This window comes from Enterobacter oligotrophicus (assembly GCF_009176645.1).
GTDB lineage: Bacteria > Pseudomonadota > Gammaproteobacteria > Enterobacterales > Enterobacteriaceae > Enterobacter > Enterobacter oligotrophicus.
The window spans coordinates 3,849,057-3,872,315 of the sequence record NZ_AP019007.1 but is presented as its reverse complement, the minus strand read 5'-3'; the positions used below and the strand labels follow the sequence as shown (position 1 = coordinate 3,872,315).

22 protein-coding genes are annotated in these 23,259 nt (G+C 55.2%); 13 read left to right on the top strand and 9 right to left on the bottom strand.

The genetic code is table 11. The features are described from left to right. Positions 1–19 precede the first annotated feature (19 nt). From pxpA to EoCCA6_RS18510, 6 genes are all read right to left on the bottom strand, one after another. Positions 20–757: a 5-oxoprolinase subunit PxpA gene (gene pxpA / locus EoCCA6_RS18535; RefSeq protein ID WP_152083891.1), complete on the bottom strand. Its 738-nt coding sequence runs from the start codon at positions 755–757 to the stop codon at positions 20–22. After that, complete coding sequence (gene pxpC / locus EoCCA6_RS18530) at positions 744–1,676, bottom strand: 5-oxoprolinase subunit PxpC (RefSeq protein WP_152083890.1); 933 nt, start codon at positions 1,674–1,676, stop codon at positions 744–746. The genes pxpA and pxpC overlap by 14 nt, the downstream gene beginning before the upstream one ends. Then, positions 1,670–2,326: a 5-oxoprolinase subunit PxpB gene (pxpB, locus tag EoCCA6_RS18525; RefSeq protein ID WP_152083889.1), complete on the bottom strand. Its 657-nt coding sequence runs from the start codon at positions 2,324–2,326 to the stop codon at positions 1,670–1,672. The genes pxpC and pxpB overlap by 7 nt, the downstream gene beginning before the upstream one ends. Positions 2,327–2,340: 14 nt before the next feature. Next, the gene (locus EoCCA6_RS18520; protein WP_152084485.1) at positions 2,341–3,084 is read right to left on the bottom strand and encodes a type 2 GTP cyclohydrolase I; all 744 of its coding nucleotides are present in this window, start codon (positions 3,082–3,084) and stop codon (positions 2,341–2,343) included. Positions 3,085–3,094: 10 nt separating this feature from the next. After that, positions 3,095–4,507, bottom strand: a complete 1,413-nt coding sequence (phrB, locus tag EoCCA6_RS18515) for a deoxyribodipyrimidine photo-lyase (RefSeq protein ID WP_152083888.1) — start codon at positions 4,505–4,507, stop codon at positions 3,095–3,097. Between the two features lie 698 nt (positions 4,508–5,205). Then, a complete protein-coding gene (locus EoCCA6_RS18510) occupies positions 5,206–5,412 on the bottom strand; it encodes a YbfA family protein (RefSeq protein WP_014883027.1) in 207 nt (68 codons plus the stop codon). A gap of 309 nt (positions 5,413–5,721) precedes the next feature. Here EoCCA6_RS18510 and kdpF point away from each other — a divergent pair, with 309 nt between their 5' ends. The 9 genes from kdpF (at position 5,722) to potE (ending at position 17,655) form a co-directional block, all read left to right on the top strand. Further along, a complete protein-coding gene (gene kdpF, locus EoCCA6_RS18505; RefSeq protein ID WP_152083887.1) occupies positions 5,722–5,811 on the top strand; it encodes a K(+)-transporting ATPase subunit F in 90 nt (29 codons plus the stop codon). Further along, positions 5,811–7,490 carry a potassium-transporting ATPase subunit KdpA gene (gene kdpA / locus EoCCA6_RS18500; protein ID WP_152083886.1) on the top strand — a complete coding sequence of 560 codons (1,680 nt, stop codon included), beginning with the start codon at positions 5,811–5,813 and terminating at the stop codon, positions 7,488–7,490. The genes kdpF and kdpA overlap by 1 nt, the downstream gene beginning before the upstream one ends. Positions 7,491–7,508: 18 nt before the next feature. Continuing rightward, positions 7,509–9,557: a potassium-transporting ATPase subunit KdpB gene (gene kdpB / locus EoCCA6_RS18495; protein ID WP_152083885.1), complete on the top strand. Its 2,049-nt coding sequence runs from the start codon at positions 7,509–7,511 to the stop codon at positions 9,555–9,557. Between the two features lie 12 nt (positions 9,558–9,569). After that, positions 9,570–10,145, top strand: coding sequence for a potassium-transporting ATPase subunit KdpC (kdpC, locus tag EoCCA6_RS18490; protein WP_152083884.1), 576 nt, complete (start codon positions 9,570–9,572; stop codon positions 10,143–10,145). After that, on the top strand, positions 10,146–12,833 hold the full coding sequence (gene kdpD / locus EoCCA6_RS18485; protein ID WP_152083883.1) for a two-component system sensor histidine kinase KdpD: 2,688 nt from the start codon (positions 10,146–10,148) through the stop codon (positions 12,831–12,833). It abuts the gene before it with no gap. Then, complete coding sequence (gene kdpE / locus EoCCA6_RS18480) at positions 12,830–13,507, top strand: two-component system response regulator KdpE (protein ID WP_152083882.1); 678 nt, start codon at positions 12,830–12,832, stop codon at positions 13,505–13,507. The genes kdpD and kdpE overlap by 4 nt, the downstream gene beginning before the upstream one ends. Before the next feature lie 278 nt (positions 13,508–13,785). After that, positions 13,786–13,890, top strand: coding sequence for a leader peptide SpeFL (gene speFL / locus EoCCA6_RS18475; protein WP_003858645.1), 105 nt, complete (start codon positions 13,786–13,788; stop codon positions 13,888–13,890). Between the two features lie 256 nt (positions 13,891–14,146). Next, positions 14,147–16,345 (top strand): ornithine decarboxylase SpeF, encoded by a 2,199-nt coding sequence (gene speF, locus EoCCA6_RS18470; protein WP_152083881.1) that lies wholly within the window; start codon positions 14,147–14,149, stop codon positions 16,343–16,345. After that, positions 16,342–17,655: a putrescine-ornithine antiporter gene (potE, locus tag EoCCA6_RS18465; protein WP_152083880.1), complete on the top strand. Its 1,314-nt coding sequence runs from the start codon at positions 16,342–16,344 to the stop codon at positions 17,653–17,655. Before speF ends, potE begins: the two co-directional genes overlap by 4 nt. 90 nt (positions 17,656–17,745) lie before the next feature. Here potE and pgm read toward each other — a convergent pair whose 3' ends face one another. After that, a complete protein-coding gene (gene pgm / locus EoCCA6_RS18460; RefSeq protein ID WP_152083879.1) occupies positions 17,746–19,386 on the bottom strand; it encodes a phosphoglucomutase (alpha-D-glucose-1,6-bisphosphate-dependent) in 1,641 nt (546 codons plus the stop codon). 24 nt (positions 19,387–19,410) lie between these two features. Continuing rightward, a complete protein-coding gene (seqA, locus tag EoCCA6_RS18455) occupies positions 19,411–19,959 on the bottom strand; it encodes a replication initiation negative regulator SeqA (RefSeq protein ID WP_152083878.1) in 549 nt (182 codons plus the stop codon). A 183-nt stretch (positions 19,960–20,142) separates the two neighbouring features. Here seqA and ybfF point away from each other — a divergent pair, with 183 nt between their 5' ends. The 4 genes from ybfF to fur all read left to right on the top strand — a co-directional run bounded on the left by ybfF (position 20,143) and on the right by fur (position 22,754). Then, positions 20,143–20,916 (top strand): esterase, encoded by a 774-nt coding sequence (gene ybfF / locus EoCCA6_RS18450; RefSeq protein WP_152083877.1) that lies wholly within the window; start codon positions 20,143–20,145, stop codon positions 20,914–20,916. 128 nt (positions 20,917–21,044) lie between these two features. Next, on the top strand, positions 21,045–21,332 hold the full coding sequence (gene ybfE / locus EoCCA6_RS18445; RefSeq protein WP_152083876.1) for a LexA regulated protein: 288 nt from the start codon (positions 21,045–21,047) through the stop codon (positions 21,330–21,332). Positions 21,333–21,487: 155 nt separating this feature from the next. Then, positions 21,488–22,018 carry a flavodoxin FldA gene (gene fldA, locus EoCCA6_RS18440; protein WP_003858653.1) on the top strand — a complete coding sequence of 177 codons (531 nt, stop codon included), beginning with the start codon at positions 21,488–21,490 and terminating at the stop codon, positions 22,016–22,018. Between the two features lie 289 nt (positions 22,019–22,307). Then, positions 22,308–22,754 carry a ferric iron uptake transcriptional regulator gene (gene fur, locus EoCCA6_RS18430; RefSeq protein WP_152083875.1) on the top strand — a complete coding sequence of 149 codons (447 nt, stop codon included), beginning with the start codon at positions 22,308–22,310 and terminating at the stop codon, positions 22,752–22,754. A gap of 157 nt (positions 22,755–22,911) precedes the next feature. Here fur and chiQ read toward each other — a convergent pair whose 3' ends face one another. Next, positions 22,912–23,238, bottom strand: coding sequence for a ChiQ/YbfN family lipoprotein (gene chiQ / locus EoCCA6_RS18425; protein WP_152084484.1), 327 nt, complete (start codon positions 23,236–23,238; stop codon positions 22,912–22,914). Positions 23,239–23,259 lie beyond the last annotated feature (21 nt).

Here is a 23,259-nt window from a genome sequence, read left to right as displayed (position 1 = left end):
TTTGTCCTTTTTGTGATAATCAGGCGCTGACGAGAATACCCTGTTCAGTAAAAGCCGCCCGCAAGCGGCGCGCAAACTGCAGCGCATGCTCACCATCACCGTGTAAACAAACCGTATCAGCCTGGACCTGTGCCAGCGTGCCGTCAGTCGCTGTGACCTGGCCGGAGCGCACCATTTCCAGCGTCTGCGCCAACGCTTTTTCTTCATCAGTAATAAGCGCGCCTGGCTGTGTGCGAGGCACCAGGCTGCCGTCAGGCTGATAGCCCCGGTCGGCAAAGGCCTCCTGACGGGTCGCTAGCCCCAGCCGTTCCCCGGCGCGGATAAGCTCGCTGCCTGCCAGGCCAACCAAAATCAGCTGCGGGTTACAATCCCGTACCGCGCGGGCAATGGCATCCGCCAGGACGGGATCTTTTGCCGCCTGGTTGTAGAGCATGCCGTGCGGTTTCACGTGGCGTAACACGCCCTGCTGAGAACGCACGATCGCCTCCAGCGCACCAGTCTGGTAAAGCGTCTGGGCGTAGACCGTCTCGGGCGGGAGATCCATCGCCGTACGGCCAAAGTTTTCCCGATCAGGGAAGCTCGGGTGAGCACCTATCGCTACGCCATATTTGATGGCATTTTGCACGCTCACCAGCATGGTTTGCGCGTCGCCCGCGTGAAAACCGCAGGCGATATTGACCGACGAGACCAGCGTCATCAGCTCAGCATCTGCACTGCCGCCCTCGCCCAGATCGGCGTTTAAATCAATCTTTACCATCGAGCCTCCACGCCAGTTGTTCCAGATAACGCTGCTGATCCTGCCGCGCTTTCAGCGCCTCTTCCAGCGAGCATTGCACAAAGTGAATCGGCTGCCCCAGCGGGATTTGCGCCAGATGGTAGCGATCGGCATCAATAATACAGGCAATGCGCGGGTAACCGCCCGTCGTCTGCGCATCATTCATCAGCACGATGGGCTGTCCGTTGGACGGCACCTGAATCACGCCTGGCAGTAATCCATGGGAGAGCAGTTCGCGGTCCGTCGTGCGGCTCAGCGGCTGCCCCTGCAGACGATAGCCCATACGGTTACTTTGTGGGCTAATCTTCCACGGCGATCGCCAGAAAGCAGCCTGCGAGACTTCATCAAATTCATGATATTCCGGCCCCGGCAAGGCGCGGAGGGTATTTCCCCATAACAACTGCTTTACGCCCTGCGCCGTCGAGAAATGGCGCGTTGAGGGTTTTAGCGTGAGCCGATCGCCGTCGCGCAGCAAGCGTCCTTCATGCCCGCCGATACCCGCTTTTTGATCGGTACTGAACGAGCCCATCACCTCCGGCACATCAATGCCGCCCGCGACGGCCAGGTAGCTACGCACGCCGTGCAAAGGGCGCTTCAGGGTCAGGCGCTGTCCGGCCTTCGCCCGCAAACGCCAGCCCGTCCATACCGCTTTACCATCAAGCGTTGCGTCACAGCCAGCACCGGTTAAGGCAAACCATGTCTCCTGGCTGAACTCAATTACGCACTGACCGAGCGTAATCTCCAGCGCCGCCGTACTGCCAGGGTTGCCCACCAGCATATTCGCAATCTCAAGCGCGGGTCGGTCAAGCGCGCCACAGTAGCTCAGGCCCGACTGACGAAAACCAAACCGACCGGCGTCCTGAACAGAGGTGTAAAGACCCGCGCGGATAAGCGTTAACATATCCCCTCCTTTTGTGGAATAAAGCGAAGGGTATCGCCAGGACGCAGGAGTATTGGCGCATCCTGCCCCGGTTCGAATAACGGTGCGGTGGTGTGCCCGATAAGCTGCCAGCCGCCGGGCGATGCGAGCGGATAGATCCCGGTCTGTTCACCCCCAATCGCGACGGTGCCCGCGGGTACGCTCAGACGCGGCTCGGCGCGGCGTGGAGTATGCAACCGCGGAGATAATCCTCCCAGATACGGAAATCCTGGCTGAAACCCCAGGAACCAGACAACGTAATCAACAGAGGAATGCAGCTCGACAACCTGCTTTTCCGTCAGCCCACAATGTGCTGCCACAACGGACAGATCGGGTCCCCCCGAACCGCCATACACCACGGGGATCTCAATAGCACGAGATTCCGGCTCCAGCGCTTCGCTCTCTTCCCACCAACGCTGAAGACGTTCGATGGCATCCAGCGCCTTCGTGTGCGGATTGCGCAGCACGACGGTGATATTATTCATACCCGGAATGGTTTCAACCACTTCCGGGATGTCGGCCAGACGCTGCGTCAGCCGCCAGATACGCTTTTGCGTGGCAAGCGTAACTGGTGGTTCAAGCTCCAGAACGACTGCAGTTTCACCCAGAAGATAACAACGCGCTCGCTGCACTTAACCACCTCTCATCAGGCCGGGTTAGGGATATCCACAAAGGTCACATCCAGATCGGTATTTTCCGTCAGCCATTCGCTGAGCGCGCGGATACCACCGCGTTCCGTCGCGTGATGCCCCGCGCCGTAGAAATGCAGCCCCTGCTCACGGGCAGAATGGATGGTCTGCTCAGAAACTTCGCCTGTGATAAAGGCATCCACGCCGAAACGTGCCGCGCTGTCGATAAAGCCCTGACCGCCGCCGGTACACCAGGCAACGCGTTTCACCTGATCCGGCCCCGTATCACCACTCCACAGCGGTCGACGCCCCAGACGCGCTTCAAGCCACGAAGCCAGTTCCAGGCCCGGAACCGGCATGGCCAATTCGCCCCACAGGACCAGCGGCTCAATCTCGCCCATCACCGTGATACCCAACAGCTGTGCGAGCTGCACGTTATTGCCCAGTTCAGGGTGCGCATCCAGTGGCAGATGATAGCCGTAGAGGTTGATATCATTTGCCAGCAGCGTTTTCAGGCGGTTGCGCTTCATGCCGCGAATAATCGGCGATTCGTTTTTCCAGAAGTATCCATGATGGACAATGACCGCATCCGCCTGCTGACGCACGGCCTCATCCAGCAACGCCTGGCTTGCCGTGACGCCGGTGATAATTTTCTGCACCGTCTCACGACCTTCAACCTGCAGACCATTCGGGCCGTAGTCGCTGAAGGAGGCGCTGTTCAGTTTTTCGTTAATCAGGCTTTCCAGTTCAGTGTTTTTCATCATCATTCTCTCATGCTTTGCGGGCGGCTTCATACGCCGCCAGCGTGGCGACGCGCGCCTGTTTATGGTCGACAACCGGGCGGGGATAATCAAGCGTCACGCCCTGTTTATCCGCCCAGGCCCAGGGTTCGTGGAGCGCTTTTACCGGCACATTGCTAAGTTCAGGCACCCATTGACGAATAAACTCGCCGTCAGCATCAAATCGTTGTCCCTGGGTCGTCGGATTAAAAATTCGAAAATAAGGAGCCGCATCGGTTCCGGTAGAGGCAGCCCACTGCCAGCCGCCGTTATTTGCCGCGAGATCGCCATCGATCAGCTGAGAAATAAAATAGCGCTCTCCGATACGCCAGTCGATAAGCAGATCTTTCACCAGAAAGCTGGCGGTAATCATTCGCAGACGGTTATGCATCCAACCGGTTTCATTGAGCTGGCGCATCGCGGCATCGACAATCGGGTAGCCTGTCTGCCCGGTTTGCCAGGCTTTGAGCCGCTCATTATCCGATTGCCACTTTACATTATCCGTCCAGCGGATGAAGGGACGATGTTTACATAAATCAGGGTGATACGTCATCAAATGGCGATAAAATTCACGCCAGATAAGCTCATTCAGCCAGACGGAACCTGCACCTCCGTCCAGCGCCTGCGGCTGTTCAGCCAGCAGGCGATGTAAACACTGGCGCGGAGAGAGCACACCCAGCGTTAAACAGGCCGACAAACGGCTGGTACCTTCGGTGGCAGGAAAATCCCGACACGCTTCATACTCGGCCGCCCCCTGTTTACAAAAGTGGCGTAACCGGGCGATTGCAGCCTGCTCACTGGCCGGGAATAGCGTGTCATCAAACGCTTGTTGCGGATAGTTAAATGTCAGTTCAGGTAGATCCGTTAATGCCTCTTCCCTCACGGCTGGCGCGGCCACGCACTCCGGTAACGCCTCTTTCAGGCGTCTGATAAAGGCATTTTTAAACGGCGTAAACACTTTATACATCTCATGGTTGCCGGTCATCACGCTACCCGGAGCCAGCATTACGCTGTCATCAAACCCTTCACAGACCACGTCTTCCATCATCTTCTCCAGCTGACGGTCGCGCTGCTGCTCGTTGAATTCGTACTGGTAGTTATAAAAAAGATGCGTGACGTTGTGCTGCTTACAGGTCTCCTGCACCGTCTGGAGCTGTGCGGTAAAGTCACGCACTTCCTGATAAATCAGTGGAATGCCTTTTTCAGCGAGCGAGCGTTGCAGGTCATTCAGATATGAACGGAGCAAGGCCGCTTGCCGGGGTGCCATATCATGCTGCTGCCACTGTTCGGGCGTAGCGATAAACAGAGCCAGCACGTTGGCATCTTTAGCGCGGCAGGCCGCCGCCAGGGCGATGTTGTCGTGTATACGTAAATCTGCACGAAACCAAACCAGATGGGTGGGCATAAAACTCCAGGCAGTTGTCCATTATGTCCGTAAGGGTATGCCGTTAAAGGAAAAAAGGCACACATAGAACTACTTTGCCATGAAGTGTAGACGGGATGAACTAAAAAAGGCCGCCCGAGGCGGCCTTAACGCTACTTGTCCTGCGCTATCGTGGTAAATGCAACAAACCTGGTCGGTTCATCACTTTTAATAACGAGTACGCTGGCGACAATGAACGCAATGCAAAAATAGCGTTTCATCATGCGGTCCCTGCAGCTAACCGCTCCACCGTTCACCACCGGTGATAAGTCGGTGGACACAAGCTCTGGTAAGAACCTGTTTCACGGTTGTGGTTACTCCTTTCCCCGGACCGGTGCCCATTTGCGAGATGGCGGAAAGGGACGCTGCATAGTAATCACCACGAGTTCAAAGCGTAATCCATCGAACACGTGTTTAAGAATATATTTAGGATTTAAACGTTTGATTCATCAGCGTGCAGAAGTATGCTAGTAATCCTCTGGTAGGAGCCTGTAAAACCACCCAACGGACCGCGAATCCTGAGGGACAAAAAAACCGCCACATTGCTGTTGGCGGTTTTTTTATTGCTGTGTGTATACCCGTCACACTTCAAGCAGCCTGCGCGTTGGCTTTCCTCGCTCGCCTCAGTTACGTACTGATATCCGCTCCTGGGGATTCACAGCGTCGGCATAGTCGTAGTATTAATAGAAATCGCAGGTCGCTTTCTCGGCCTGATCCATCCACACTGGTTTCTCGCTGGTTTTCGCCCAGACACGGTGCAGATAGCTGTAAAAACGTGCGCGATCTTTCCAGAACAGCATCACCGGCAGGGCCAGCACGCCAGCCACTACGGCGAAAGTACGACGCATGAAAACGATATGAGCCGGATACGCTTTATACAGATCCATATTTTTTCTCCCCTGTAGTTGGCCGGAAACATTCTCCGGAAAATTCAAAATCTGTGACCTGGCTAAAATAATATCGCTTTGTTTGTAATTTTACTACTCATCCGACCACTTATTTTTATCCATTTAGTGAATATTTACATTCACGCCGTAATTAAGTTACAAGAAAGTTAACAATTTACTTATCAATAGTTAAATTGTGGGCTTTTCATTTTTATACTTTTTTTACACCTCCCCGCCCGATTTTTGCGAAATCTTTGCGCCATAAATCCTACCGTTAGCACAAATACAACTGTCACCCGGAGGTGGATTGTGAGTGCAGGTCTGATTACCGGCATCGTGCTGGTGTTCCTGTTATTGGGTTATCTGGTTTATGCCCTGGTTAATGCGGAGGCATTCTGATGGCTGCTCAGGCGTTTTTGCTTATCGCCAGCTTTTTACTGGTGCTGTTTATACTGGCAAGGCCACTGGGAACCTGGCTTGCGCGTCTGATCAACAACGTCCCATTGCCGGGCACGGATCACATTGAAAAAGGGATATGGCACGTTTTAGGGATACGCGATCGGGAGATGAACTGGCGTCAGTACCTGCTGGCTATTCTGCTGCTGAATATCACGGGGCTGGTCATCCTCTTTGCCATGCTGATGCTGCAGGGCATACTGCCGCTGAACCCACAACAGTTACCCGGTTTGTCCTGGCATCTTGCGTTAAACACCGCGGTCAGTTTCGTCAGTAACACTAACTGGCAATCCTACGCCGGTGAAACCACGCTGAGCTATTTCAGCCAGATGGCCGGGTTAACCGTGCAAAACTTCCTTTCTGCGGCGAGCGGCATTGCGGTGATCTTCGCGCTGACACGCGCGTTTGCCCGCCAGAATGTCACCACGCTGGGCAACGCCTGGGCCGACCTGACGCGCATCACCCTGTGGGTTTTACTTCCTCTTTCGCTGCTTATTGCGTTGTTCTTTATCCAGCAGGGCACCCTGCAAAACCTGCTGCCTTACGCACCTTATACTTCGCTTGAAGGGGCAAAACAGCTCCTGCCGATGGGACCTGTGGCGTCGCAGGAAGCCATTAAAATGCTCGGTACAAATGGCGGCGGGTTCTTCAATGCCAACTCATCACACCCGTTTGAAAACCCAACGGCGCTGACCAATTTTGTGCAGATGCTGGCGATATTCCTGATCCCTGCGGCGCTCTGCTTCGCGTTTGGCGATGCGGTGAACGATCGCCGTCAGGGGCGCACCCTGCTCTGGACCATGTCTCTTATCTTTGTGGTTTGCGTCGCACTGGTGATGTGGGCCGAGTGGAGTGGTAACGGCCACTTCATGCCGCTGGGCGCTAACAGCAACATCAATATGGAAGGCAAAGAGAGCCGCTTCGGTATTCTCGCCAGCAGCCTCTATGCAGTGGTGACGACCGCAGCCTCCTGCGGGGCGGTGAACGCGATGCATGACTCCTTCACCGCACTCGGCGGCATGATCCCCATGTGGCTGATGCAGATTGGCGAAGTGGTATTCGGTGGCGTTGGCTCCGGGCTGTATGGCATGCTGCTGTTCGTGCTGCTGGCGGTGTTTATCGCGGGCCTGATGATTGGCCGCACGCCGGAATATCTCGGTAAAAAAATCGATGTCAGGGAAATGAAGCTGACCGCCCTGGCGATCCTGGTCACCCCTGCCCTTGTGCTGCTCGGCACCGCGCTGGCGCTAATGACCGAAGCCGGACGCAGCGGCATCTTTAACCCTGGCATCCACGGCTTTAGCGAAGTGTTATATGCCGTCTCGTCTGCTGCCAATAATAACGGTAGCGCCTTTGCGGGCTTAAGCGCCAACTCCCCGTTCTGGAACTGTCTGCTGGCGTTTTGCATGTTTGTGGGTCGTTTCGGCGTCATTGTGCCGATCATGGCAATCGCCGGATCGCTGGTAAGTAAAAAAATCCAGCCGACCACCACCGGTACGTTACCCACCCACGGCGCACTGTTTGTCGGCCTGCTGACTGGCACCGTCTTACTCGTTGGTGCCCTGACCTTTATCCCCGCCCTCGCGTTAGGCCCGGTCGCGGAACACCTCTCTTTACGCTGATTTTGCGGAGAATTTGTCATGAGTCGTAAACAAATGGCCCTGTTCGAACCGTCGTTAGTTCGTCAGGCCCTCATGGATGCGGTGAAAAAACTGAGCCCGCGCGTGCAGTGGCACAACCCGGTGATGTTTATCGTCTGGATTGGCAGTTTACTGACCACCGCACTGGCAATTGCTATGGGAACAGGTCACCTTCCGGGAAATACGCTGTTTACTGGCGCAATCAGCCTGTGGCTGTGGTTTACCGTGCTGTTTGCCAACTTCGCCGAAGCGCTGGCGGAAGGGCGCAGTAAAGCGCAGGCCAACAGCCTGAAAGGCGTGAAAAAGACCGCCTTCGCGCGCAAATTGCGTGAAGCCAAATACGGTGCGCCGATGGACCACGTTCCGGCAGACGAGCTACGTAAAGGCGACGTGGTGCTTGTCGAAGCGGGTGACATCATCCCCTGCGACGGCGAAGTGATTGAAGGGGGCGCATCGGTGGACGAAAGCGCCATCACCGGGGAATCCGCGCCAGTAATCCGGGAATCAGGCGGTGACTTTGCGTCGGTCACAGGCGGGACGCGCATCCTCTCTGACTGGCTGGTGATCCAGTGCAGCGTCAACCCCGGCGAAACGTTCCTCGACCGGATGATCGCCATGGTGGAAGGCGCGCAGCGTCGTAAAACACCAAATGAAATTGCCCTGACCATACTGCTGGTGGCCCTGACCATCGTCTTTCTGCTGGCAACTGCTACCCTCTGGCCCTTCACCGCTTACGGCGGTACGGCGGTGAGCATCACCGTGCTGGTGGCGCTGCTGGTCTGCCTGATCCCCACCACCATCGGCGGCCTGCTTTCCGCCATCGGTGTCGCGGGGATGAGCCGCATGCTGGGTGCAAACGTCATCGCCACCAGCGGACGTGCCGTTGAAGCCGCAGGCGATGTAGACGTGCTGCTGCTGGATAAAACCGGGACGATTACGCTCGGCAACCGTCAGGCTTCTGAGTTTTTACCGGCACCGGGCGTGGACGAAAAAACGCTGGCGGATGCAGCACAGCTCTCTTCGCTTGCCGATGAAACCCCGGAAGGTCGCAGTATCGTGATTCTCGCCAAACAGCGCTTTAACCTGCGCCAGCGCGACGTTCAGAGCCTGCATGCCACTTTCGTGCCGTTTACGGCGCAAACCCGTATGAGCGGGATAAACATTCAGGACCGAATGATCCGTAAAGGCTCCGTGGACGCTATCCGTCGCCATATCGACGCCAATAATGGTCATTTCCCGTCAGATGTAGACAAACTGGTTGAGAGCGTCGCCCGTCAGGGAGCTACGCCACTGGTTGTCTCCGAGGGGGCAAACGTGCTGGGGGTGATTGCCCTGAAGGATATCGTGAAAGGCGGCATCAAAGAGCGCTTCGCCCAGTTGCGCAAAATGGGGATCAAAACGGTGATGATCACCGGAGATAATCGCCTGACTGCCGCCGCGATTGCCGCTGAAGCGGGCGTGGATGATTTTCTCTCCGAGGCGACGCCGGAAGCGAAACTGGCGCTGATCCGCCAGTATCAGGCGGAAGGCCGTCTGGTCGCGATGACAGGGGATGGCACCAATGATGCCCCTGCCCTGGCGCAGGCCGACGTGGCGGTGGCAATGAACTCCGGTACGCAGGCGGCAAAAGAGGCGGGCAACATGGTCGATCTCGACTCTAACCCAACCAAGCTGATTGAAGTGGTGCACATCGGAAAACAGATGCTGATGACGCGCGGCTCGCTGACCACCTTCAGTATCGCCAACGACGTGGCGAAATACTTCGCCATCATTCCGGCCGCCTTTGCCGCCACCTGGCCGCAGTTGAATGCGCTGAACGTGATGCATCTGCATTCTCCCGCGTCGGCCATTCTCAGTGCGGTGATCTTTAACGCACTGATTATTGTCTTTCTGATCCCACTGGCGCTGAAAGGCGTGAGCTATAAACCGCTTACTGCCGCTGCCATGCTGCGCCGCAACCTGTGGATTTATGGTCTGGGCGGGCTGGTGGTTCCCTTCATTGGGATCAAGGCTATCGATGTGTTATTGACGCTGTTCGGGCTGGTTTAAAAGGTGAAGCAAATGACGATGTTACGCCCCGCTATACTTTTGTTTATTCTGCTGTCTTTGATAACCGGCGGACTTTACCCGCTGGTGACCACCATGCTGGGTCAGTGGTGGTTCACGGACCAGGCAAACGGCTCGCTGATTATCCAGAATGGAGAGAACCGCGGCTCGCGCCTGATTGGGCAGAACTTTACGGATGCCCGCTACTTCCAGGGACGCCCTTCCGCCACTGCCGAAAGCCCGTATAATCCGATGGCATCGGGCGGCAGTAATCTTGCGGGCAGCAACCCGGAACTGGACAACGCCATTGCTGAGCGCGTAGCGTCCCTGCGCGCTGCCAATCCGCAGGCCAGCCGTGAGGTGCCTGTGGAGCTGGTGACCGCTTCAGCCAGCGGGCTGGACTATAGCCTGACGCCCGACGCTGTGGCCTGGCAAATTCCGCGCGTCGCTGTGGCCCGTCAGTTAACCACCGAACAGGTGAGCCAGCTGGTCGCAGAGCATACGCAACAACCGCTGGTCAGTTTCATCGGCATGCCGGTAGTGAACATTGTTGAGCTGAATCTGGCGCTGGACGCGCTAAGGAAAAACTAAATGACCGACGAGCCCATGCGCCCGGACCCGGACAGGCTGCTCGAACAGACGGCTGAAGCCCATCGCGGCAAACTGAAAATCTTCTTCGGTGCCTGTGCGGGTGTCGGTAAAACGTTCGCCATGCTGACGGAAGCACAGCGGCTACGGGCGCAGGGGCTTGATATTCTGATCGGCGTAGTGGAAACCCACGGCCGCAAAGAGACGGCGGCGCTGCTGGCGGGACTTGCCACGCAGCCGCCCCGCCGAATTAACCATCGTGGTCGGCTGGTGGCGGAGTTCGATCTCGACGCTGCCCTTGCCCGCCGTCCTGCCCTTATCCTGATGGATGAACTGGCGCACAGCAACGCGCCAGGCTCGCGCCACCCGAAACGCTGGCAGGATGTTGAAGAGTTACTTGAAGCTGGCATTGACGTCTTCACCACGGTGAATGTTCAGCATCTGGAAAGCCTGAACGACGTGGTCAGCGGCGTGACCGGCATTCAGGTGCGGGAGACCGTGCCCGATCCGTTCTTTGATTCTGCCGATGAAGTGGTACTGGTCGATCTGCCGCCAGACGACCTGCGCCAGCGCCTGCATGAAGGCAAAGTCTATATCGCAGGCCAGGCCGAACGCGCCATCGAACATTTTTTCCGCAAAGGCAACCTCATCGCCCTGCGCGAGCTGGCCTTACGCCGCACCGCCGATCGCGTTGATGACCAGATGCGAGCCTGGCGTGATCTGCAGGGGCAGGAACGCGTCTGGCATACGCGGGATGCCATTCTGTTATGCATTGGTCACGGCAGCGGCAATGAAAAACTGGTCCGCACCGCCGCCCGGCTTGCCGCGAAATTCGGCAGCGTCTGGCATGCGGTGTACGTTGAAACGCCGCAGCTCCACGCTTTGCCTGAAAACCAGCGCCGCGCCATTCTGGCATCGCTACGCCTGGCGCAGGAGCTGGGGGCCGAAACCGCCACGCTCTCCGATCCTGCGGAAGATAAAGCCATCCTGCGTTACGCCCGTGAGCATAATCTGGGCAAGATTGTCATTGGCCGTCGTCAGCATCGCCGCTGGTTTAGCCGTGAATCTTTTGCCGACAGGCTGGCCCGCCGCGCGCCCGATCTGGATTTGGTGATCGTCGCGCTGGATGATAAACCAACGCCCCTGCCAAACCGTGCGCCGGACGCCCGCGCCTTTGGCGAGAAATGGCGCATTCAGATCCGCGGCTGTCTGGTCGCCGTAGTGCTCTGCGCCCTGATTACGGTGATTGCCAGCCAGTGGCTGATCGCTTTCGATGCCGCCAATCTGGTGATGATCTACCTGCTGGGCGTGGTCGTGGTCGCGCTCTTTTACGGACGCTGGCCGTCGGTACTGGCTACGGTGATTAACGTCATCAGTTTCGATCTGTTTTTTATTGCCCCGCGCGGGACACTTGCCGTGTCGGATGTGCAGTACATTCTTACCTTTGGTGTGATGCTCACCGTCGGGCTGGTGATCGGGAATCTGACGGCTGGCGTGCGTTATCAGGCTCGTATCGCCCGCTACCGCGAACAGCGCACGCGCCATCTGTATGAGATGTCCAAATCGCTGGCGGTGGGTCGAACGCCGCTGGATATCGTGCACACAAGCGAGCAATTTATCCGCTCAACGTTTCACGCCAGTAACCTCATTTTGCTCCCTGACGAGCAGGGCAATCTTCGTCCACTGACTTCCGCCTCCGGTATGACGCCCTGGGATGAAGCCATTGCGCGCTGGAGTTTTGATAAAGGACTGCCCGCAGGCGCAGGTACGGACACCCTGCCGGGCGTGCCTTATCAAATCCTGCCGCTACGCAGCGCAGACAAAATTCAGGGGCTGGTCATTGTGGAGCCCGCCAATTTGCGCCAGTTGATGATCCCCGAGCAGCAACGTCTGCTGGAGACCTTTACCCTGCTGGTCGCCAACGCCCTTGAACGGCTGGCACTCACCGCCAGCGAAGAGCAGGCGCGGCTGGCGAGCGAGCGCGAAAGTATTCGTAACGCCTTGCTGGCGGCGCTCTCTCACGACCTGCGCACCCCGCTCACCGTGCTGTTTGGTCAGTCTGAAATTCTGACGCTGGATCTGGCGGCTGAAGGGTCAAAACATGCAATGCAGGCCAGCGAGATCCGCCAGCATGTGCTGAACACGACGCGTCTGGTGAACAACCTGCTGGATATGGCACGCATTCAGTCGGGCGGTTTCAACCTCAAAAAAGAGTGGCTGACGCTGGAGGAAGTCGTCGGCAGCGCATTAAAAATGCTGGAGCCTGGACTGGGCGGCCGCCATATCGCGCTGAATATGCCTGAACCGCTGACATTGATTCACGTAGATGGTCCGCTGTTTGAGCGCGTCCTGATTAATCTGCTGGAAAATGCTGGCAAATATGCGGGAGCGAAGGCGCAGATTGGTATCAATGCGACAGTGCAAAAGCAGGCGTTACAGCTGGAAGTCTGGGACACTGGCCCTGGCATTCCGGCCGGGCAGGAGCACGCTATTTTTGAGAAGTTTGCCCGTGGAAATAAAGAGTCCGCTATCCCTGGCGTCGGGCTGGGTCTGGCGATTTGCCAGGCCATCGTCGATGTACACGGCGGGACCATTTCAGCGGAAAACCGCCCGGAAGGCGGCGCGCGTTTTTGTGTTACACTTCCACTGGATGCCCCGCCAGAACTTGATGAATTATCAGAGGATTTGTGATTAACGTTCTGATTGTTGAAGATGAACTCGCCATTAGTCGCTTTCTGCGTGCTGCGCTGGAAGGCGACGGTTTGCGCGTTCATGATGCGGGGACGCTGCAGCGGGGGCTGATCGAGGCCGCTACCCGCAAGCCGGACCTGGTTATCCTCGATCTGGGACTACCGGATGGTGACGGTATCGATTTTATTCGCGAAGTGCGTCAGTGGAGTCAGATGCCGATTCTGGTGCTCTCAGCCCGTACCGAAGAGACGGATAAAATCGCCGCGCTGGATGCCGGAGCAGATGATTATCTGATCAAACCTTTTGGCATTGGTGAACTGCAGGCGCGTCTTCGCGTAGCATTACGCCGCCACAACGCAATAGTGTCATCCGATCCGGTTTATACATTTGGTGACATTCGGGTCGATCTCGCCGCGCGGCGCATCGCCCGTGGTGAAGAAGAGATCCACCTGACCCCTATCGAGTTTCGTCTGCTTGCCGTTCTGCTTAACAACCACGGTAAAGTGCTCACCCAACGCCAGCTGCTAAGCCAGGTATGGGGGCCTAATGCTGTCGAGCATAGTCATTATTTACGCATTTATATGGGACACCTTCGTCAGAAACTCGAAGTCGACCCCGCGCGCCCTCGCCATTTATTAACTGAAACCGGTATCGGTTATCGGTTTATGCTTTGAATAATTATTCACTTCTGCGCTAAATAATAATTTAAACCGATTTAAAATATCCACAAAATAAATCAACTGATTATCTCAGGCCTTATTTCTCCGCATAAAAAACATTAAAAAAACACATCATTAACACAATCCAAACAAAACAGCATTTTGATCTGAGATATTCATCATAAACGAATATTTATTTCTGAAATGATCGGTTAATGGTGATCTGCCTCACAGTTAATCGCCTTTTCCTGGATAAAATGACCATGCTTTCAATTACTGAAAGGAAAATAAGCATGGAAAACAACAATCGTTTAATGCCCCATATAAGGCGAACAACGCATATTATGATGTTTGCCCACCGTAACTGTTTTGACTTTCATCTCTTCAACGCCCGGTAGTCCTTCGACTTCTGGCGCATCTGCTTACAGGTCATCCTGAAACGTTTTATTTTACAGGCAATTGCCTGTGAACTCGTGCGCTCATTTCTCTTGATCCAGACTTATCTGTAACCGGGCGGACTGGATTTTACTCTGCAAATGCCATTCTCTGATTTTCGGATCAGCGGCCACGCTTTGCTTTTTTCCCGGTAAAAATATCGATTTCTTTTTTACGAGAAATCGAGGGACTCATATTGCCTTAAATAAAGAGATAAAGATGAAAAATTTAAAAATTGCCGCCAGTCGTGCCTGCCCTGATTGCTTTACCACGCATCGTGAAATGGTGGATCTCAGCGCAACAGATTATATTGATGTTGCCGCCGTAGTGCTGGCGGTCAGCGATATTTCCCATGGTGCGATAGACGAAATTGAAGCAACCGGATTCGATATTCCTGTTTTTATTGCCACACATAAAGAAGAAATTGTCCCGGCAGAGTACCTGTCGCGTATTCATGGCGTTTTTGAGTGTTCTGACACCAGCAACGATTTCTATGGACGCCAGCTGGAAGCGGCAGCGCTGAAGTATGAAACCCAGCTTCGCCCGCCGTTCTTTCGCGCCCTGGTCGACTACGTTAAACAGGGCAACAGCGCGTTTGACTGCCCTGGGCATCAGGGGGGCCAGTTCTTCCGCCGTCATCCTGCCGGTAACCAGTTCGTCGATTTCTTTGGCGAAACGCTTTTCCGCTCTGACCTGTGTAACGCCGATGTGGCAATGGGTGATTTGCTGATTCACGAAGGCGCACCGTGCATCGCGCAGCAGCATGCGGCGAAAGTTTTTAATGCCGATAAAACTTACTTTGTGCTGAACGGGACGTCATCCTCCAACAAAGTGGTACTCAATGCCCTGCTGACGCCCGGTGACCTGGTGCTGTTCGATCGCAACAACCATAAATCCAACCACCACGGCGCACTGCTGCAGGCGGGCGCAACGCCCGTCTATCTGGAAACCGCGCGCAACCCGTATGGCTTTATCGGCGGGATCGACGCCCACTGCTTTGAAGAGAGCTACCTGCGCGAGCTGGTGTCAGAAGTCGCGCCAGGGCGCGCACGCGATGAACGTCCGTTCCGTCTGGCGGTGATCCAGCTTGGCACCTACGATGGCACAATCTATAACGCCCGTCAGGTGGTGGATAAGATTGGTCATCTGTGTGATTACATCCTGTTTGACTCCGCCTGGGTGGGTTACGAGCAATTTATCCCGATGATGGCCGATTGCTCGCCGCTGTTGCTGGAGCTGAACGAGAACGATCCGGGCATTCTGGTCACGCAATCTGTGCATAAACAGCAGGCCGGTTTCTCACAAACCTCGCAGATCCACAAAAAAGACAGCCATATCAAAGGCCAGCAGCGCTATGTCCCCCACAAGCGTCTCAACAACGCCTTTATGATGCACGCCTCTACCAGCCCGTTCTATCCGCTGTTTGCCGCCCTGGACATCAACGCCCGTATGCATGAAGGCCAGAGCGGGCGCAACATGTGGATGGATTGTGTTGTCACGGGCATTGAGGCGCGCAAGCTGATCCTGCAGAACTGCCAGTTTATCCGTCCGTTTGTGCCGGAGACGGTAGATGGCCGGGCGTGGGAAAGCTGGGACACGGCGGAGATTGCAACCGATCTGCGCTTCTTCCACTTTGTGCCGGGTGAACGCTGGCACGCTTTTGAAGGCTACGCCGAGCACCAGTATTTTATCGACCCGTGCAAGCTGCTGCTGACCACGCCGGGCATTAACGCCCGTACCGGTGAGTATGAAGATTTCGGCGTGCCCGCCACCATCCTCGCCAACTTCCTGCGTGAAAACGGCATTGTACCGGAGAAATGCGATCTCAACTCCATCCTGTTCCTGCTCACGCCTGCAGAGGATATGGGCAAGCTGCAGCAGCTGGTTGCCCAACTGGTGCGCTTCGAAAAATTGCTCCAGAGCGATGTGCCGCTGAAAGACGTTCTGCCTTCTCTCTACAAACAGCATCCGGAACGTTATGCCGATTACACCCTGCGCCAGATTTGCCAGGAGATGCATGACCTGTATGCCCGCAACAACGTTAAACAGCTGCAGAAAGAGATGTTCCGTAAGTCTCATTTCCCACGCGTGGTGATGAGTCCGCAGGAGGCGAACTATGCCTATCTGCGTGGCGAAGTGGAGCTGGTTTCACTGCGAGATGCAGAAGGCAGAATTGCCGCCGAAGGCGCGCTTCCTTACCCACCGGGTGTGCTGTGTGTAGTTCCTGGTGAAGTCTGGGGCGGTTCAGTATTGCGCTACTTTGCGGCGCTGGAAGAAGGCATCAACCTGCTGCCGGGATTTGCACCGGAACTGCAGGGGGTCTACGTCGAAGAGTGCGACGGTCGCAAACAGGTTCGCTGCTACGTCATTAAGCAACCCGCCGCTCAGCCATCGCTGCTGAAAGGAGAAAAATTATGAGCAAATCTAATAAGATGGGCGTAGTGCAACTGACCATCCTCACCATGGTGAACATGATGGGGTCCGGGATCATTATGCTGCCCACCAAGCTGGCTGAAGTCGGAACGATTTCGATTATCTCCTGGCTGGTGACCGCCGTGGGCTCAATGGCGCTGGCATGGGCTTTCGCCAAATGCGGAATGTTCAGCCGCAAGTCCGGCGGGATGGGTGGCTATGCGGAGTATGCGTTCGGTAAGTCCGGCAACTTTATGGCCAACTATACCTACGGCGTGTCACTGCTGATCGCCAACGTGGCGATTGCCATTTCAGCGGTCGGTTACGGTACGGAACTGTTTGGTGCGACGCTCAGCCCGGTACAAATTGGGCTGGCGACCATTGGCGTGCTGTGGATTTGCACCGTCGCCAACTTTGGCGGGGCGCGCATCACCGGGCAGATCAGCAGCATTACCGTCTGGGGCGTGATTATCCCGGTCGTGGGGTTGTGCATCATCGGCTGGTTCTGGTTTAGCCCGACGCTGTATGCAAACTCCTGGAACCCACACCATGTGCCGTTCTTCACGGCGGTAGGCTCGTCCATCGCCATGACGCTGTGGGCTTTCCTCGGCCTGGAATCGGCCTGTGCAAACGCAGAAGTGGTGGAGAACCCGGAGAAGAACGTACCGATCGCGGTACTCGGCGGAACGCTGGGGGCGGCGGTGATCTATATCGTCTCGACCAACGTGATTGCGGGAATTGTGCCAAACATGGATCTTGCTAACTCCACCGCACCGTTCGGGCTGGCGTTTGCGCAGATGTTCACCCCGGAAGTCGGGAAAGTGATCATGGGGCTAATGGTGATGTCCTGCTGCGGCTCACTTCTCGGCTGGCAGTTCACCATTGCTCAGGTGTTTAAATCCTCGGCTGACGAAGGCTATTTCCCGAAAATCTTCTCCCGCGTGACCAAAGCGGATGCACCGGTGCAGGGGATGCTGGCGATTGTCATCTTCCAGAGTGGTTTGTCGCTGATGACCATCAGCCCGTCGCTGAACAGTCAGTTCAACGTGCTCGTTAATCTGGCGGTGGTGACCAATATCATTCCGTACATTTTGTCGATGGCGGCGCTGGTGATCATTCAGAAGGTGGCGAAGGTCGATCCACGCAAAGCGCGGGCGGCAAATATCGTGGCGCTGATTGGGGCAATTTACAGCTTCTACGCGCTCTACTCTTCCGGCCAGGAAGCGATGCTCTATGGCGCGATGGTGACCTTTATGGGCTGGACGCTGTACGGGCTGGTGTCACCGAGGTTTGAGTTGAAGAATAAACATAGTTAAAAAAAAGCCCGGTGGCGCTAGCGCTTACCGGGCCTGTGCGCGTTGTTGTAGGCCGGGCAAACGCAGTGCCGCCCGGCACACAAACCGCACTTATGCGTTTTTCAGCACTTCACTCACGATCTCTACCGCTTCTTTCTCAATCAGCTTACGATGCTCGTCGCCGAGGAAACTTTCACAGTAGATTTTGTACGCATCTTCCGTACCGGATGGACGCGCGGCGAACCAGCCGTTTTCGGTCATCACCTTCAGACCACCGATAGACGCGCCGTTACCCGGTGCAGCCGTCAGACGCGCGGTGATCGGGTCGCCTGCCAGTGTACTTGCGCTCACCATCTCCGGAGAGAGTTTGGACAACGCCGCCTTCTGCGCAGAGGTCGCGCCAGCCTGAATACGGTTATAGCTTGGTGCGCCAAAACGTGCGGCCAGCTCGTTGTAATGTTCCTGTGGATTTTTACCCGTGACTGCGGTGATTTCCGCCGCCAGCAGGCACATGATGATGCCGTCTTTATCGGTTGACCACGGTGTACCATCGAAACGCAGGAAGGATGCCCCCGCGCTCTCTTCACCGCCGAAGCCAAAGCTGCCATCGTGCAGCCCATCAACAAACCATTTGAAGCCGACCGGTACTTCCACCAGCTTACGCCCCAGCGCGTCAACTACGCGGTCAATCATCGCCGAGGAAACCAGCGTCTTACCGACAGCGACCTCTTTGCCCCACTGTGGGCGGTGCTGGAACAGGTAGTTGATGGCAACGGCCAGATAGTGGTTAGGGTTCATCAGGCCCGCAGGCGTGACGATACCGTGACGGTCATAATCCGGGTCGTTAGCAAACGCCAGATCGAATTTGTCGCGCAGCGCCAGCAGGCCCGCCATTGCGCACTCAGAGGAGCAGTCCATACGGATCGCGCCGTCTTTGTCCAGGTGCATAAAGCGGAAGGTCTGATCGACGTGATCGTTCACGATGGTCAGATCCAGTTTGTAATGCTCGGCGATGCGTTTCCAGTATTCAATACCGGAGCCGCCCAGCGGATCAACACCCAGCTTCAGACCGGCTTTCTGGATCGCCGCCATATCGACGATATCCGCCAGCCCTTCCACGAAAGGTTGCACCAGATCCTGCTCTTTTACATGACCAGAAGCCATGGCAGCATCCAGAGAAATGCGTTTGACGCCTTTCAGTCCATCCGCCAGCAGGGCGTTTGCGCGGTCTTCCACCACTTTCGTGACGTTCGTATCCGCCGGACCACCGTTCGGTGGATTGTATTTGATACCACCGTCATCTGGCGGGTTGTGGGACGGCGTAATAACGATGCCGTCGGCCAGCGGTCCGCCTTTTTTGTTGTGCACCAGAATCGCATTCGAGACCGCAGGCGTCGGGGTAAAACCGTTATTTTCCTGAACAATCACGTCGACACCGTTTGCGGCCAGCACTTCCAGCACAGAAATAAATGCAGGCTCTGACAGCGCGTGAGTATCTTTCCCTACATAGCACGGACCGGTAATACCATTTTTCGCGCGCTCTTCCGCGATGGCCTGAGCAATGGCCAGAATATGCGGTTCGTTAAAGCTGTGGCGAGCTGAGCCGCCACGGTGGCCAGATGTACCAAACTTCACTGCGTGTTCTGCGTTGCCCACGACCGGTTTCAGCACGTAATACTGTGCGGTCAGTTGAGCGACGTTAATCAAATCGCTTTGTTGTGCAGGTTGGCCTGCACGGCTGTGATTTGCCATTGCCTGGTCCTTCTGATGCAAGGGTTAAATTGTACCGCAAACCTTTTCAATCAATTCCGCCGGGAACTGCATGGACTGCATGATGTGTTCAACCATGCTGCACTTGCGGCCCGTGTTGGTATTGGTGATGACCCAGTACGGCGTGCCGGGAACATGTTTAGGTTTGGTTTGATTGCCATTTTGCAGCAGCGTTTGCTCGTCGCCCGCGAAATAAACGCGAGTACGACCATGCAGCGACTCGGTCGCTTCAGCAAACGCGTTGTTATCCAGTGAATAGAGTGTAGACAGCACCAGCATAAAGCGGTTAACCGCCTTTTTCTGCTCTGCATATTCGTCAGACAGCAACAGCTCGCGCATCGCGCGCACTTTATCTTTTGCTGGCGTCACGGCAGGTTTTGCCTGTGCAACAACGCTCGGCTGAGACACGACATCTTTTGTGGCTGGAGTAGCAGGCTGTGAAGCGGCGGAAATTTTAAGCATGCGCCGTAAAATGTCGGACGCGCTCTCCCCGATATGCCGCGTCTGGCTGGCGATATACTGATAGAGTTCGTCATCAACTTCGATTGTTTTCATCTTAATCCAGTGCGATATCTTATCTGAATACAAGTCGTTGGGATTATAAGGTCAAATCCCAACAGCGGATAGCGTCAAACCAGGTTGGCGGCAAAAGTCAGATTAAACTGGATTCTTGCAGCCGGGCGGCAGAATGGTCAACATGATACCCTAACCTGACATACGTAAAAAAAGAACTTTGCCATGAAATTGAATTCCCGAGCGCAATCTGCACAATCGCCGAACAATAATTCTCCCGTCGTCCTGGTTCACGGGCTTTTTGGCAGCCTGGATAACCTGGGCGTCCTGGCACGCGATTTAGTTACCGACCACGATATTTTGCAGGTCGATATGCGAAATCACGGTCTTTCCGGGCGTTCAGAGGAGATGACCTACGCAGCGATGGCGCAGGATCTGCTCGATACGCTGGATGACCACAACCTGCAGAAGGTGACGCTGATTGGGCATTCAATGGGTGGCAAAGCGGTCATGGCGTTAACCGCGCTGGCACCGGAACGAATAACTGGCCTGGTCGTCATAGATGTTGCGCCTGTGAATTACGACGTGCGTCGCCACGACGAAATTTTTGCCGCGATCAATGCGGTAACCGACGCCGGTGTCTCTACTCGCCAGCAGGCTGCGGCCATTATGCGCGAGCATCTGGATGAAGAAGGTGTGGTTCAGTTCCTGCTGAAATCATTTGTTGAGGGGCAATGGCGTTTTAACGTACCAGTGCTGTGGGACCAGTACAATAATATCGTGGGCTGGGAAACTGTCCCCGCCTGGCCGCACCCTACCCTCTTTATCCGTGGCGGTAACTCTCCTTACGTCACCGACGCGTACCGCGACACGCTGCTGGCACAATTCCCACAGGCTCGCGCCCATGTGATTGCCAGTGCCGGACACTGGGTTCATGCCGAAAAACCTGACGCCGTATTGCGTGCTATCCGCCGCTATCTTACTGATACGGAAAATTGATTAAAAAGAGAGCGACTGGAAGGCTACGGGCTTCCAGTCGTTGGCGTGCCGTTTTCCGTGATGTATGATGGCGCGCTTATCGCCTGGGCATTAGCAGGGCGGCTTGTTTTCCCCGAAGTCTCAGAATCATGGCCAAAGAACAAACGGACCGCACGACACTAGATCTGTTCGCGAATGAGCGTCGACCGGGACGACCCAAGACGAATCCGCTTTCGCGCGATGAACAGCTGCGTATTAATAAACGCAATCAGCTTAAACGCGATAAAAATCGTGGGCTTAAGCGTGTCGAACTGAAGCTCAACGCCGATGCCGTCGATGCGCTTAATGCGCTGGCGAACGCCCGTGACATCAGCCGCAGCGAGCTGATTGAAGAGATGTTAATTGCTCAACTTGAGATGATGCACAGCAAGGCATAAGTCTGAAAATCCCCTTTATCACCCTTTTCATGTAGCACAGAGTGCAGTCCTGCGCGATAGCTGTTTCCGCAGGGTTGCCAGTTCTGCTATTATTGCCCTTATCCGTGGACAAATTGCGCCACCATACCATTAAGTTTCAAGAGGTTATTTTACTCATGGCAATTATCGGCATTTTCTTCGGCAGTGATACCGGCAATACCGAAAATATCGCAAAAAACATTCAAAAACAGCTCGGTAAAGACGTTGCCGATGTGCATGACATCGCCAAGAGCAGCAAAGAAGATCTCGAGGGCTATGACATCCTGCTGCTGGGTATCCCGACCTGGTATTACGGTGAAGCGCAGTGTGACTGGGACGATTTCTTCCCAACCCTGGAAGAAGTGGATTTCAACGGCAAACTGGTTGCCCTGTTCGGCTGTGGCGATCAGGAAGACTACGCTGAGTATTTCTGTGACGCGCTGGGCACTATCCGCGACATCATTGAACCACGCGGTGCGGCTATTGTGGGTCACTGGCCAACGGCAGGCTATCACTTTGAAGCCTCTAAAGGCCTGGCAGACGACGATCACTTCGTTGGCCTGGCTATTGACGAGGACCGCCAGCCAGAACTGACGGCTGAGCGTGTTGAGAAATGGGTTAAGCAGGTCCGCGAAGAACTGAATCTGGACGACATTCTTAACGCCTGATTTCTCTGCGGCGCGACTCCGGTTGCGCCCGTTTCCAGGTAAAACCGATTAAATTAATTGCTACAAACTTTTAACTTTTTCGCTCAGACCTGTACAATATCCCCCGGTAAAAAGTGGGTGCCATCGAACAAGTTTGTTGGTGATACCACGTTTTTATAAGCATACTTTGCTTGAGACTTGCAGTTTTCATTTAGCCATGGCAGTTCTATAATGAGACGCATCATCCCAAGTGCATTTTCTGTCACTTCTTCTTTAGAAGTGAATCGTTTAGCAACAGGACAGATTCCGCATGACTGACAACAATACCGCATTAAAGAAGGCTGGCCTGAAAGTTACGCTTCCTCGGTTAAAAATCCTTGAAGTGCTTCAGGGGCCAGACAATCACCATGTCAGTGCGGAAGACCTTTACAAGCGTCTTATCGACATGGGTGAAGAGATTGGGCTGGCAACCGTTTATCGCGTGCTGAACCAGTTCGATGACGCGGGCATTGTCACCCGTCATAATTTCGAAGGCGGTAAATCTGTTTTCGAACTGACCCAGCAGCACCACCACGATCACCTGATCTGCCTCGATTGCGGCAAGGTCATTGAATTTAGCGATGATTCTATCGAAGCGCGCCAGCGTGAAATTGCCGCTCGTCATGGCATTCGCCTGACCAACCACAGCCTGTACCTGTATGGTCACTGTGCAGAAGGCGATTGCCGCGAAGATGAACATGCGCACGATGCGAAATAAAGTAGTGTTTATACTCTGAGCCAGCCGAAAGGTTGGCTTTTTTTTGCCTGTTTTATGGCAATAAAAAGCCCGGTGGCGCTGCGCTTACCGGGCCTACGGGCTGTGACACCTTTGCAGGTCCCGTAAGCGCAGCGCCACCGGGCGTAAAAACGGCTTATTAGTTGTTGTTGCTGCGGATCTCCTGCCAGATTTTATCGCAACGCTTCGCCACTTCCTGATCGTTACCCGTTTTACGTGCCTGAATACAGGCCTGGTAATCCATCACGCGAATGTTTTCCTGCGTCGCAAACTGTTCATGCGCTTTCTCTTTCTTAAGCACATTCAGCACGCTCTGGCAGGCTTCGATTTTATCCGGCGATCCCTCAGCGGTATTGATACAGGCGCTATACGCTTCTTTAAGACGCGAATCCTCTTTCGGTGCCTGAGGCTGAGCGCATGCCGCCAGCCCTGATGCCAGCAACGCGACGACGATAATTTTTTTCATCATGTTCAGTCTCCATCCCGG

Excerpts from the sequence above, each read along its gene's own strand:
- pxpA (WP_152083891.1), bottom strand. The coding sequence starts at position 757 with ATGGTAAAGATTGATTTAAACGCCGATCTGGGCGAGGGCGGCAGTGCA.
- pxpC (WP_152083890.1), bottom strand. The coding sequence starts at position 1,676 with ATGTTAACGCTTATCCGCGCGGGTCTTTACACCTCTGTTCAGGACGCC.
- EoCCA6_RS18520 (WP_152084485.1), bottom strand. The coding sequence starts at position 3,084 with ATGAAAAACACTGAACTGGAAAGCCTGATTAACGAAAAACTGAACAGC.
- phrB (WP_152083888.1), bottom strand. The coding sequence starts at position 4,507 with ATGCCCACCCATCTGGTTTGGTTTCGTGCAGATTTACGTATACACGAC.
- EoCCA6_RS18510 (WP_014883027.1), bottom strand. The coding sequence starts at position 5,412 with ATGGATCTGTATAAAGCGTATCCGGCTCATATCGTTTTCATGCGTCGT.
- kdpA (WP_152083886.1), top strand. The coding sequence starts at position 5,811 with ATGGCTGCTCAGGCGTTTTTGCTTATCGCCAGCTTTTTACTGGTGCTG.
- kdpB (WP_152083885.1), top strand. The coding sequence starts at position 7,509 with ATGAGTCGTAAACAAATGGCCCTGTTCGAACCGTCGTTAGTTCGTCAG.
- kdpC (WP_152083884.1), top strand. The coding sequence starts at position 9,570 with ATGACGATGTTACGCCCCGCTATACTTTTGTTTATTCTGCTGTCTTTG.
- kdpD (WP_152083883.1), top strand. The coding sequence starts at position 10,146 with ATGACCGACGAGCCCATGCGCCCGGACCCGGACAGGCTGCTCGAACAG.
- speFL (WP_003858645.1), top strand. The coding sequence starts at position 13,786 with ATGGAAAACAACAATCGTTTAATGCCCCATATAAGGCGAACAACGCAT.
- speF (WP_152083881.1), top strand. The coding sequence starts at position 14,147 with ATGAAAAATTTAAAAATTGCCGCCAGTCGTGCCTGCCCTGATTGCTTT.
- potE (WP_152083880.1), top strand. The coding sequence starts at position 16,342 with ATGAGCAAATCTAATAAGATGGGCGTAGTGCAACTGACCATCCTCACC.
- pgm (WP_152083879.1), bottom strand. The coding sequence starts at position 19,386 with ATGGCAAATCACAGCCGTGCAGGCCAACCTGCACAACAAAGCGATTTG.
- seqA (WP_152083878.1), bottom strand. The coding sequence starts at position 19,959 with ATGAAAACAATCGAAGTTGATGACGAACTCTATCAGTATATCGCCAGC.
- ybfF (WP_152083877.1), top strand. The coding sequence starts at position 20,143 with ATGAAATTGAATTCCCGAGCGCAATCTGCACAATCGCCGAACAATAAT.
- ybfE (WP_152083876.1), top strand. The coding sequence starts at position 21,045 with ATGGCCAAAGAACAAACGGACCGCACGACACTAGATCTGTTCGCGAAT.
- fldA (WP_003858653.1), top strand. The coding sequence starts at position 21,488 with ATGGCAATTATCGGCATTTTCTTCGGCAGTGATACCGGCAATACCGAA.
- fur (WP_152083875.1), top strand. The coding sequence starts at position 22,308 with ATGACTGACAACAATACCGCATTAAAGAAGGCTGGCCTGAAAGTTACG.
- chiQ (WP_152084484.1), bottom strand. The coding sequence starts at position 23,238 with ATGAAAAAAATTATCGTCGTCGCGTTGCTGGCATCAGGGCTGGCGGCA.